General features: G+C 72.9%; 4 protein-coding genes. 2 read left to right on the forward strand and 2 right to left on the reverse strand.

Features of this window, described 5'->3' with window-relative positions; translation table 11 throughout:
• Together ACODR1_RS24400 and ACODR1_RS24405 are read left to right on the forward strand one after the other, a co-directional pair.
• Nucleotides 1-8,870, forward strand: an 8,870-nt coding sequence (locus ACODR1_RS24400) for an autotransporter-associated beta strand repeat-containing protein (protein WP_488882755.1), incomplete at its 5' end; no start/stop codon positions are given.
• Nucleotides 8,871-8,976: 106 nt separating this feature from the next.
• A complete protein-coding gene (locus ACODR1_RS24405; RefSeq protein WP_488882756.1) occupies nt 8,977-9,741 on the forward strand; it encodes an alpha/beta fold hydrolase in 765 nt (254 codons plus the stop codon).
• Here the strand turns inward: ACODR1_RS24405 and ACODR1_RS24410 are convergent.
• Complete coding sequence (locus ACODR1_RS24410) at nt 9,738-11,078, reverse strand: sigma-54-dependent transcriptional regulator (protein ID WP_488882757.1); 1,341 nt, start codon at nt 11,076-11,078, stop codon at nt 9,738-9,740. The two genes, ACODR1_RS24405 and ACODR1_RS24410, sit on opposite strands and share 4 nt — an antisense overlap.
• Nucleotides 11,075-12,919 (reverse strand): sensor histidine kinase, encoded by a 1,845-nt coding sequence (locus ACODR1_RS24415; protein WP_488882758.1) that lies wholly within the window; start codon nt 12,917-12,919, stop codon nt 11,075-11,077. Before ACODR1_RS24415 ends, ACODR1_RS24410 begins: the two co-directional genes overlap by 4 nt.
• Between the last annotated feature and the right edge of the window lie 300 nt (nt 12,920-13,219).

Raw genomic sequence — 13,219 nt, forward strand, 5'->3', positions numbered from 1 at the left:
GGGCCGGCGGCGTCGACGGCGACGCGGCCAGCGCGGCCGGCAAGGACGGCTCGGCCGGGACCACCGGCGCGGGCTCGGGCGGCGGCGGCGGCGGCGTGAACCTGCAGACCGGCTTCGGCGCCCATGGCGGCTCGGAGGGCGCTGGGGTCAATGGAGCCATGGGCGCGGCCTATGGCGCGACCGGGACCATGGGCGCGGCGATCGGCGTGGCCCAGACCATCACGACCACCATCACCGGCGGGACCGGCGGGCTCGGGTCCGACCCGGTCGGGACGTTGGGCCAGGCTGACTATGTTTCCGGCTCCGGACACGGCGGCGGCGGCGTGGGCGTCAGCGCGACGGCGGACGTGACCGTCGGCGCGGGCGGCCTGATCCAGGGCGGCGCCGGCGGCGGCGCTACGCTGGGCCTCGTCACCGGTCGCGGCGGCGGCGGCGGCGGCGTGGGCCTGTTCACCAACAGCAATGTGACCATCCTGTCCGGCGGCTCGATCCTCGGTGGGGCGGGCGGCGCCAGCAACGCCGGCGGCGGCGGCGGCGGCGGGGCGGCCATCGTGCTGACCGCGCCGGCCGCGGTGGTCAACGCCGGCGAGGTCCGGGGCTCCCGGGGCGGCACGGCGAGCACCGGGAACTTCAGCGGCGACGGCGGCGCCGGTGTGCTGCTGCTGAACGGCGGCGCTGTCACCAACCTGGCCGGCGGGACCCTGACCGGCGGTGCGGGCGGAACGGGCTGGCCGAGCTATCTCGGCATGCCGGGTTCCGGCGTCGAGGGGCGAGACGTCACGCTGGTCAACGCCGGTACGATCACCGGCGGCACGCGGACGGGGGGCTTCCGCGCCAACGCGGTCACCTTCACCGGCGGCGTGAACTCGCTGGAAATCTGGTCGAGTTCGGTGATCACCGGCAACGTCCAGGCCTACAGCGCCGCCGACCGCCTGATCCTGGCTGGGGCGACCGACGCATCGTTCGACGTCACGCAGATCGGCGCGGCCGTTCAGTACCGGGGCTTCGGCGGCTTCGAAAAGGCCGGCGCCTCGACCTGGACCCTGACCGGGACCAACACCGGCGTCACGCCCTGGACCCTGCGCGAGGGCCTGCTGAGCATTGCCGCCGACGCGGCCCTGGGTGACGCGGGAGGAACGCTGACCTTCGCCGGCGGCGGGCTCGACACGACGGGCACGTTCGCCATTGCTCGCGACATCGTCGTCGCCGGCGCGGGCCGGCTGATCGTCGCCACGGCCACCGACACCATCACCCTGGACGGCGACATCACCGGGAGCGGCGGCCTGACCAAGGAAGGCCTGGGCACGCTGGTCCTGACCGGCGACAACGGCGCCTTCACCGGCGTTATCACCAACCAGACGGGCGTGCTGCGGATCGGCGGCGGCGCGACGGCGGGCGACCTGGGCGCCGACGTCGTCAACAACGGCCTGATGCGGGTGTCGAACGCCGGCGACATCACGCTGTCGGGCGACATCTCCGGCGCCGGCGACCTGGCGAAGGACGGCTCGGGCCGCGCGATCCTGACCGGGACCAGCAACTATGCCGGCCTGACCACGATCAGCGACGGCGTGTTGCAGATCGGGGCCGGCGGCGCGGCGGGCGGCTTCTCCGGCGACATCGTCAACGACGCCGCTCTGGCCACGGACCACACCGGCGACCTGCTGCTGAGCGGCGACATCTCCGGTACGGGCGTGTTCGGCAAGTTCGGCGCGGGGCGGACGATCCTGACGGGCGCGCTGACCTATGCCGGCGGCACGACGATCGACGCGGGGATCCTGCAACTGGGCGACGGCGGCGCGGCCGTGGGCCTGGTCGGCGACGTGGCCAACAACGGCGTGCTGGCCGCCAACCACACCGGCGACCTGACGCTGGCGGGGATTATCTCGGGCGCTGGCGGCTTCCAGAAGCTGGGCGGCGGCCGCACGATCCTGACGGGCGTCAACACCTTCTCCGGTGCGATCCGAGTTGATGCTGGCACGCTGCAACTGGGCGCCGGCGGCGTCGTGGGCAGCCTTTCGGGCGCCATCGTCAACGACGGCGTCCTGGCGACCAACCACAGCGGCGACCTGACCTTGGCCGGCGAAATCTCGGGGACGGGCGCGTTCCTGAAGCAGGGCGCCGGCCGCACGATCCTGACCGGTGACCTCGGCTATACCGGCCTGACGACGATCAGCGCCGGCGTCCTGCAACTGGGCAGCGGCGCGCTGGTCAGCGACTTCTCCGGCGACATCGTCAACAGCGGCGCCCTGTGGTCGTCGCACGACGGCGAGCAGGTGCTGTCGGGCGACATCTCGGGCATGGGCGCCTTCTACAAGTACGGCTCGGGCCGCACGGTGCTGACCGGGACCAACAGCTATCGCGGCTCGACCTTCGTCGAGGCCGGAATGCTGGTGGTGAACGCCGGACGCACCGGGCTGGGCGCGGCCCTGACCGCCGTCCGCTCGGGCGCGACCCTGGCCGGCGACGGCGTGATCGGCGGCCAGGTGATCGTACAGGCCGGCGGCACGCTGGCCCCAGGCGACGGCGCGGGCACGCTGACCATCAACGCCGGCCTGCTGCTCCAGAACGGCTCGTTCCTGAGCTACGAGCTGGGCCAGGCCAACCTGCCGGGCGGGACGTTCAACGACCTCCTGGCGGTCACCGGCAACCTGACCCTCGACGGCACGCTGAACGTCGCCGTCGCGCCGGGCGGCGGCTTCGATCCCGGCCTCTACCGGATCATCAGCTACACCGGGGCGCTGGCCGACAACGGCCTCGACATCGGGACCATCCCGACGCCGGAGTTCTTCGTCCAGACCTCGCTGGCCGGGCAGGTGAACCTGGTCAACAGCGCCGGGCTGTCGTTCCGCTTCTGGGACGGCGCGACGGGCGCGCGCAACAACGGCTGGGTCGACGGGGGCGTGGGCCTCTGGCAGCGCTCGACCGGCAACGACAACTGGGTCGACGAGGGCAACGTGCCCAACGGGACCTATGAGGACGGCGCCTTCGCGGTGTTCGGCGCGACCGGCGGCCGGGTGACTGTCGACGCCAGCCTGGGGGCGGTCGAGACCGCCGGCATGCAGTTCGTCAGCGACGGCTACGTCCTCGGCGGCGACACGCTGACCCTGACGGGCTCGGAGGCCTTCGTCCGTGTCGGCGACGGTACGGCGGCCGGCGCAGGCCTGACCGCGACCATCGAGGCCGGGCTGACGGGCGCGGCGCGGCTGGTCAAGAGCGACCTGGGCGTGCTCGTGCTGTCGGGCGCCAGCAACTACACCGGCGGCACGACGCTGCGCGGCGGCGAGATGCGGATCAACTCCGGCGCTTCGCTGGGCGCGGCCTCGGGCGGGCTGGTCTTCGACGGCGGCAGCCTGACCACGACCGCCGACCTGACGCTGGGCCACGACGTCTCGCTGTTGAAGGACGCCTCGGTTCTCGCCATGGCCGCTACTACCGCGACCCTGGACGGCGCGATCGGCGGCGCGGGCGCGCTGGTCAAGAGCGGCGCCGGGACCCTGGTGCTCGCCGGCGACGCCGCCCACGCCGGCGGGACCCGGATCACGAACGGGTCCTTGCAGATCGGCGCCGGCGGCCTGACGGGCGGCCTCTCGGGCGACATCGTCAACGACGGCCAGCTGGTGGCCAACCGCGCGGGCCTTCTGACTCTGGAGGGCCGGATCTCCGGCTCGGGCGGCGTCGTCCAGGCCGGGCCGGGCGTCACCGTGCTGACCGGAGCCAACAGCTATGCGGGCGCGACCGACGTCATGGCCGGGACCCTGCTGGTCAATGGCGACCATTCCGCTGTCACCGGCCTGACCTCGGTGGCCGGCGGTGCGACCCTGGGCGGCTCGGGCGTCATCGGCGGCTCGGTGACCCTGGCCGACGGCGCGATCCTGGCGGCCGGCGGCGCGGCGGGGGCGGCCGGGACCCTGGCGATCGCCGGCGACCTTTCGCTGTCGTCGGGTTCGATCCTCGATTTCCAGCTGGGCCAGGCCGGCCTGGCCGGCGGCGCGCTGAACGACCTGGTGACCGTGGGCGGCGACCTGAAGCTGGACGGCGTGCTGAACGTCTCGACGGCCGGGGGCGGCGCGTTCGGAACCGGCGTCTATCGCCTGTTCGACTATGCCGGCGCCCTGACCGACGACGGCCTGACCATCGGCGCCATGCCCGGCGGTTCCAAGACCTACGTCCTGACCGGCTTCGCCGGCCAGGTGAACCTGGTCAACACCGGCGGCCTGATCCTGAACTTCTGGGATGGCGACACGGGGACGGCCTTCGACGGGACCATCAGCGGCGGCAGCGGCGTCTGGCGCTTCAACGGCGGCTCCAACAGCTGGACCGAGGCGTCGGGCGATCTCAACGCCTTCTATGACCAGGCGGCCTATGCGGTGTTCGGCGGCAACGCCGGCACGGTCAGCATCGACGCCAGCCAGGGCGCGATCAGCGCGGCAGGCTTGCAGTTCCTGACCAGCGGCTACCGCATCGAAGGCGACGCCCTGGCGCTGGAAGGCGCTCAGGCCGAGATCCGCGTCGGTGACGGCACGGCGGCGGGCGCCGGCATGACCGCGACGATCGCCTCGGCCCTGACCGGCGCCGGTAGGGTGGTGAAGGCCGACCTCGGCACGCTGATCCTTGGCGGCGCCAACAGCTACGCCGGCGGCACGACGGTCGCGGGCGGCGTCCTGCAGGTGTCGGCCGACGCCAATCTGGGCGACGCAGCGGGCGGCCTGCGGCTGGACGGCGGCGCGCTGCGCACGACCGCCAGCTTCGCCAGCGGACGCACCGTCACGCTGGATGCCGACGCGCACATCGAAACCGCCTCGGGCGCGACCCTGACGCTCAACGGCGACGTCGGCGGCGTCGGCGCGCTGACCAAGGACGGCGCGGGCCGGCTGGTCATCGCCGGCGACGCGACCCATGCCGGCGGCACGATCATCTCCGGCGGCGCCTTGCAGGTCGGCAATGGCGGGACGACGGGCTCGATCCAGGGCGCGGTGGTCAATGACGGCCTGCTGGCCTTCGACCGATCCGACGTCGCGACCTTCGCCGGGCAGATCTCCGGCTCGGGCGCGGTCGAGATCGTCGGCTCGGGCACGACCATCCTGACGGCGGCCAACACCCATGGCGGCGGCACGACGATCCGGTCGGGCGCGCTGCAGTTGGGAAACGGCGGGACCTCTGGCTCGGTGACCGGCGCCATCGTCAACGATGGCATGCTGGCGATCGACCGCTCGGACCGACTGACCCTGGCCGGGATGATCTCCGGCTCGGGCGACTTCGTGCAGCAAGGCTTGGGCGCCACGGTCCTGACCGGGGCCAACAGCTATCTGGGCGAGACGCGGGTGAACGCGGGCCTGCTGGTGGTCAATGGCGACCAGTCGGCCGCCACGGGCCTGACCTTGATCGCCAGCGGCGCGGCCCTGGGCGGCTCGGGCGTGATCGGTGGTGACGTGGCGGTGGCCGCGGGCGGCGCGATCGGTCCGGGCAACAGCCCCGGCACGCTGACCATCAACGGCGACCTGGCCCTGGCGCAGGGGTCGGTGCTGAACTTCGAGCTCGGCGCGGCCGGCGTGGCCGGGGGGGCGCTGAACGACCTGATCGTGGTCGGCGGCGACCTGGCGCTGGATGGGACGCTGAACGTCTCGGTTCCGACCGGCGGCGCGTTCGACGCGGGCGTCTATCGCCTGATCAGCTACGGCGGCGTCCTGACCGACAGCGGCCTGGCGCTGGGCGCCATGCCAGCCGGCGCGGACGCCTATATCCACACGGGCTTCGCCGGCCAGGTGAACCTGGTGAACACCGCCGGCCTGACGCTGAACTACTGGGACGGCGCGGCCGGTCCGGGCTTCGACGGCCTGGTCAACGGCGGCGACGGGACCTGGCGGGCGGCGGGCGGCCTGAGCTGGACCGGCGACGCGGGCGCGATCAACGCGGGCTATGCGAGCGGCGCTTTCGCGGTGTTCGCCGGCGCGGCGGGCGTGGTGAGCATCGACGGCGGGCAGGGGGCGGTGACCGCCTCGGGTCTGCAGTTCATGACCGACGGCTATCGCATCGAGGGCGACGCCCTGACCCTGACCGGCTCACAGGCCAGCATCCGGGTCGGCGACGGCACGGCAGCGGGCGCGGGCATGACCGTCACCATCGCCTCGGCCATCGGCGGGACCAGCGAGGTGGTCAAGACCGACCTGGGGATCCTGGTCCTGACCGGGGCCAACAGCTACTCGGGCGCAACCACGCTCAACGCCGGCGGCCTCTACATCAACGGCGACCAGTCGGCGGCCAGCGGCCTGACGCGCGTCAACGGCGGCTTGCTGGGTGGATCGGGCGTCATCGGCGGCGCGGTCAGCGTGGCCGACGGCGCGACCCTGGCGCCGGGCGGTTTCGCCGGCGGGGCCGGGACGCTGACGATCAACGGCGGCCTGACGCTGGCCAATGGCTCGATCCTGGACTTCCAACTGGGCCAGGCCGGCGTCGCCGGCGGCGGCCTCAACGACCTGCTGGTGGTCAAGGGCGACCTCACCCTGGACGGCGTGCTGAACGTCTCGCAGACGGCCGGCGGAACCTTCGGGGCCGGCGTCTACCGCCTGATCAGCTATGCCGGGGCGCTGACCGACAACGGCCTGCGCATCGGCGCCACGCCGGCCGGCGATCCCAGCTACGTCCAGACCTCGGTCGCCGGCCAGGTGAACCTGGTCAACACCGGCGGCCTGACCCTGAACTACTGGGACGGCGCGGGCGCCGGCTTCGACGGCGCGATCGCCGGCGGCGCGGGCGTCTGGCGCACCGGCGGGGCCGAGCTCTGGACCGACGCCGGCGGCGCGATCAACGCGACCTATGCCGACGGGGCGATGGCGATCTTCGGCGGGACGGCGGGAACCGTGCGCATCGACGACACCGCCGCTCCGGTCACGGCCATGGGCCTGCAGTTCGCCGCCAACGGCTATCGCCTGGAGGGCGGCGACCTGACGCTGCTGGGCTCGCAGGCGGCCATCCGCGTCGGCGACGGCACGGCGGCCGGGGCGGGGATGACCGCCACCATCGCGTCCGACATCGTCGGGGCGGCGGGCCTGGCCAAGACAGACCTTGGAACGCTGGTCCTGACCGGGGCCAACACCTACGAGGGCGGCACGGCGATCAATGGCGGCGTGCTGCAGGTCGCCTCCGACGCCAACCTGGGCGCGGCCGGCGGCGGGCTGTCGTTCGACGGCGGAACCTTGCTGACCACGGCGACGATGGAGACGGCGCGCGCGGCGACCTTCGCCGGCGCGGGCGGCTTCAAGGTGGCGGCCCAGATCACGCTCTCGCTGAAGGGCGCGATCTCGGGCGCCGGCGGTTTCGTCAAGAGCGGGACGGGGACCCTGGTCGTCGCCGGCGACGGCTCGGCCTTTGGCGGCCGCGCTTCGGTCACGGCCGGCGTGCTGCGTGTCGACAGCGTTCTGGGCGGGGTGACCGACGTGATGAGCGGCGGCCGCCTGGAAGGCGTCGGTCGGGTCGGCGGGCTGGTCCTGCGGTCGGGCGGCGTCGTCGCGCCGGGCGGCGAGGGCTTCGGTGTGCTGAACGTGGCCGGTGATTTCGCGGCCGACGGCGGCCTGATCGAGATTCAGGCCGTGCTCGGCGGCGACGGCGCGCAGGCCGATAGCCTGGTCGTGGCAGGTGCGACCTCGGGTGCGGCGCAGATCAGCGTCGTCAACCGCGGCGGCCTGGGCGACCAGACGCAGGAGGGGATCAAGATCGTCGACGTGGCGGGCGCCTCCAACGGCCAGTTCACGCTGCGCGGCGACTACGTCTTCCAGGGCGACCAGGCGATCATCGCCGGGGCCTACGCCTACCGCCTCTACAAGAACGGCGTGGCCTCGCCGGCCGACGGTGACTGGTACCTGCGCTCGTCGCTGGTCGATCCCGGCGAGCCGGAGACCCCGACCCAGCCGGAGGAGCCGCAAGGCCCGCTCTACCAGCCTGGCGCATCGGTCTACGAGGCCTATGCCGCCAGCCTGCCCGGCCTCAACGGTGTCGGCACGCTGCGCCAGCGCACGGGCGACCGCGTGTGGGGGCAGGGCGCGACCGAACTCGGCGGGGCCTGGGGCCGGATCGAGGGCGAGCAGAGCCGTTCCAAGGACGCGCCACGCTCGAACACCGGCGCCGACCTGAAGACCGACCGCTGGGCGGTGCAGATGGGCTACGACCGGGCGCTGCCCGACCAGACCTGGGGCGGGACCCTGGTGCTGGGCGCCAGCTGGCGCTACGGCGAGGCCGACACCAAGGTCCGCTCGGTGTTCGGCGACGGCGGGATCGAGACCAACGCCTACGGCCTCGGCGCGTCCGCCACCTGGTACGGACAGGGCGGCGCCTATGTCGACCTGCAGGCCCAGAACAGCTGGTACGACAGCGACCTGCGCTCCAACCTGCTGGGCGACCTGGCCAAGGGGCTGGACGGTTCGGGCGTTTCGCTCGGCGTCGAGGTCGGCAAGCCCAAGGCCCTGGCCGAGGGCCTGCAGCTGACCCCGCAGTTCCAGACCGTCTATTCGCGGATCCGCTTCGACTCCTTCGAGGACAGGGCGGGCGCGCAGGTCTGGGGCGATCGCGGCGAGAGCCTGCGTTCGCGGGTGGCCGCGGCCCTGGCGCATGAGACTGAAGGGCAGAAGGGCGCTGGACGCCTCTACGGCCAGGTGGGCGTCGCCTACGAATGGCTGGGCGGCCCCAGCGTCATGGTCTCGGGCGCGCAGCTGGCGCGCGGCGACGGTCGCCTGTGGGGCGAACTCGCCGTTGGCGGTAGCTATCGCTGGCGCCAGGGCCTCAGTCTCTTCGGCGAGGCCTCGGCCGCCAGCGGCCTGAACAGCCTCGGCGACGCCTACAGCGTGCGGGCCAACATGGGTCTGCGCCTGGCGTTCTAAGGTGATGGCGCCGGGCCCTTCGGGGTCCGGCGCCGGCTCGGCGTTGCGGGCCTTGGCGGCCTTTGGTATCGATTGAAACGTTCGTTTGAATTGCGATGGGGCCGCCATGTTCCGCTTCACCACCTCCGACGGTCTCTCGATCGCCTGCCATCAATGGGGTGACGACGCGGCCGCGCCGCCGGTCTTGCTGCACCACGGCTTTTCGGCCAGCGGCCTCATCAACTGGAAGGCGCCGGGCATCGTCGACGCCCTCGTCGCGGCCGGCCGTCGGGTGATCGCCATCGACGCCCGGGGCCATGGCGCCTCGGACAAGCCTCACGATCCGGCCTTCTACGGCGAGGCGCGGATGGCGCGCGACGTCTCCGAGCTGATCGACCACCTGGGCGTTCCGGCCATCGACCTGGCCGGCTATTCCATGGGCGCGATCGTCAGCCTGATCTGCGCCAGCCGGGAGCCACGCGTGCGCCGCCTCGTGACCGGCGGAGTGGGCGAGGGCGTGGTGGCGACCGGCGGGGTCGACACCCGCCACGTGCCCAGCGACGCGATCGTCCAGGCGCTGCTGGTCGAGGACGTCTCGATGATCGAGCACCCGGCCGCGGTGCCGTTCCGGCTGTTCGCCGACGCCATCGGCGCCGACCGCAAGGCCCTGGCCGCCCAGGCCAGTGTCGTCCACGCCCAGCCGATCCCGCTGGACCGCATCACGGCCCCGACGCTTGTGGTCGCCGGCGACGACGATCCGCTGGCCGTGCATCCCGAGCGTCTTGCCGCGGCGATCCCCGGCGCGCGATCGCTGCTGGTGAGCGGCGACCATCGCACGGCCGTGACCGCGCCGGCCTTCGCCCGAGCGATCATCGAGTTCCTGGCCGGCTAAGCCTTGCCCGGCCGGTAGCGGTCGATCTCGATGCCGTGGCGGCGCAGCTTGTCGTAGAAGGTCTTGCGCGGGGTCTGCAGCAGCGCCATCGCCGTGCGGGCGTCGCCGCCGCAGGCCGCCAGGGTCTCGCGGATGACCATCGCCTCGTAGCGGCCCGTGCGGTCGGCCAGGCTCTCGGCCTGACCCTGCGCGGCGCCGTCCTCGGCGACGAGCGCCGACGGCAGGCCAAGCGCCACGCGCTCGGCGTAGTGCGCCAGTTCCCGCACGTTGCCCGGCCAGTCGTGACCCAGCAGGTGGTCGCGGATCGTCGCCGTCAGGCGCGGGGCGGGGCGTCGCAGCCGCGCGGCGGCCTCGGCCAGGAAGTGGCCGAACAGCGCCGGCACGTCCTCGCGCCGCTCGCGCAGGGGCGGCACCACCAGGGTGACCACGTTCAGGCGGTAGTAGAGGTCGGCGCGGAAGGCGCCGTCGCGCACGGCTTGCGCCAGGTCGACCTTGCTGGCGGCGATGATCCGCAGGTCCAGGTGTCGGGGCTCGGCCGCGCCGACCGGCCAGATCTCGCGCTCCTCGACCACCCGCAGAAGCTTGGCCTGCATCGAGGGCGACAGGCCCTCGATCTCGTCGAGGAACAGCACGCCGCGATCGGCGCGCTCGATGCGGCCGGTGCTGGGTCGGGCCGAGCCGCCGGCCGAGCCGAACAGCTCGGTCTCGAACACCGCCTCGGGCAGGGCTGCGCAGTTGACCGTGACCATCGGCCGGCTGCGCCGCGCCCCGCCGCGATGCAGGGCGTGGGCGACCAGACCCTTGCCGGCCCCGGTCTCGCCCTGGACCAGCACGTCGACCTCGGCCTCGGCCAGTTGGGCGATGGTGGCGCGCAGCCGCTGCATCACCGGCGTGTCGCCCAGCAGCGGCGAGCCGCCGCCGGCCTGGGCGGCGACCTCCAGCCGGCGGTTGTCGAGCACCAGGCTCCGCTTCTCCACGGCCCGCGCCAGGGCGGCGGTCAGGCGCTCCATCGGAAAGGGTTTGGATACGAAGTCGTAGGCGCCCTCCTGCAGCGCCGCCACGGCCATGGCCACGTCGCCGTGGCCGGTGATCAGCAGCACGGGGATGTCGGGGTCGATGGCCCGCACGCGTTCGAACAGCGCCAGGCCGTCCATGCCCGGCATGCGCACGTCGGTGACCACGGCGCCGTCGAAGTCGCGGGTCAGGGTCTTCAGCGCCGCGGGGGCGTTGTCGAAGGCCAGGACTTCGAAGCCGCGCAGCTCCAGGCCCTGGGCCACCGCGCCGCGCAGGGCGTCGTCGTCGTCGACGAGCAGGATCTTGCCGGCGGGGGAACTCATGGAACGGCCTTGCGCAGGGTCAGGGTGAAGGTCGCGCCGGCGCCCGGCGTCGAGGCGGCCGTCAGTTCGCCGCCGAAGCCGGCGGCGATGTCGTGGGCGATCACCAGGCCAAGGCCCAGGCCTCGGGGCTTGGTGGTCAGGAACGGCGTGAAGAGGGCGCGTTCGACCTCGGGCGCGAGGCCAGGACCATTGTCGGCGACGGCGATCCGCACGGCGTCGTCGGTTTCGCTGACGGTCAGGGTGACGGCGCCGTCTGCCCGGTCCTCGACCGCCTCGAAGGCGTTCTGCAGCAGGTTGACCAGCACCTGCTCGAGCCGGACCCGTTCGCCCAGCACGGCCAGGCCCGGCATCTCGCCCTTGCGCACCAGGCGGGCCTGTTGCCGGCGCGAGCGGCTGGCGGTCAGCAGCACCGAGCCGTCAACGACCTCGCTGACCAGGGTCGGCTCGACCCGGCCGTCGGCCTTGCGCGAGAAGGCGCGAAGCTCGTCGGTGATGCGGCCGATGCGCTCGGTCATGGCGGCGATGGCGGCAAGATTCTCGCCGGCCGCCTCGGCGCGGCCGCGGGCGATCAGCAGCAGACCATTGTCGGCATTGGCGCGGATGGCCGCGACCGGCTGGTTGATCTCGTGGGCGACGCCGGCGGCGATCTGGCCCAACGAGGCCAGCTTGTTGGCCTGCACCAGGTCGGCCTGCAGCGAGCGCAGGCGGGTCTCGGCGTGCTGGCGCTCGTCGACCTCGTGCGAGAGGGCGCGATTGGCCTGGGTCAGTTCATGGGTGCGGGCCTCGACGCGTCGTTCCAGCTCCAGGCGGGTCTCGCGGTCGCGCAGAGCGGCCAGCTGGACGCGGCGACGGCGCACCCACAGCCACAGCAGGGCCGCGCTGAGCAGGGTCCAGACCAGGGCGGTGATCCAGCGCGCGGCGTCGGCGGCCTGATCGGCGGGGGCGGCGGGGCTGAGCAGATGCAGGGTCCAGCCGGGGGCGACGTCGGGCAGGCGGGTCTCGATCTGGCGGTCGGCCGGCGCGACGTCGGTGCGGGCCACGCCGTCGCCGCGCCGAGGCCGCAAGGGCAGGGGATCGAAGGTCGCCTCGCCGAACTGGCCCTGGTTGCGCAACGCCTGGCGGGCGGCCGGCGACAGGGGCGTCCGGGTGCGGAAGCGCCATTGCGGCTCGCTGGTGATCATGACGAGGCCCTGACGGTCGACGACGAAGGCCGGCTCGCCGATGGCGCGCCAGGCGGCCTCGACGGAGTCGAACTCCAGCTTGACCACGACCACGCCCAGCGGGCCGTCTGGGCCCTCGACGCGGCGGGCCAGATAGAGGCCGGGCTTGCGGCTGACCGTGCCCAGGGCGAACTGCTCGGCGTAGCCGCTGCGCAGGGCTTCTGCGAAATAGGGACGGAAGCCGTAGTTGGAGCCGAGGAAGCTGGTCGGCTGGCGCCAGTTGCTGGCCGCGGCGGTGAAGCCGTCGGCGGCCACCACATAGATCACCGCCGCGCGGGTCTGGGCCCCCAGCGTTTCCAGCTTGCGCGACAGGGCTTCCAGCCGGCGCGGATCGCGGGTGGCGAGAGCGGTTTCCAGGTCGGCGTCGTCGGCCAGCACCAGGGGCAGAGCGCGCTGCTTGTCGAGCTCGCTGCGCAGCACCGCCGCGTGCAGGGCGGCCGAGGCGTTGGCGCGCGCCCGCAAGGTGGTCATGGCGCGGTCGTGCGCCAGCGTTCCCACGGCCAGGACGAGGACGGCGCCGATCAGCACGGCTATGGCGGCGAACAGGGCCAGCCCCTGGCGCGAGACGCTGCGCTCGGGCGCGGGTCGCGTATTGGCGGCGCTTGGATCTGGTTGTGTCATATTCCACACGAGTGCGGTTCTGCGTGGGTGAGTTATGGCACGGAGAACACGGTCGTGACGAGGCGGAATATGAAATTTCCCTAGAACATTCATGGGTTTGGTTCGGAATTTCGAAATCGACTCACGGCGGCGGGGAAATCCCGCACTCTTGAACCAAGCGCCCGACCTTCAAAGGACGCGCGAGGAAACGAGAGCCAGGAGCCGCCCGATGATCCCGCAGACGACCCCCGCCGGCGCCGCGCCGCCTCGCCAGGGGCCCTGGTACACCCACCTCTATGTCCAGGTGCTGGTCGCCATCGT

The organism is Caulobacter sp. FG7, assembly GCF_057808875.1.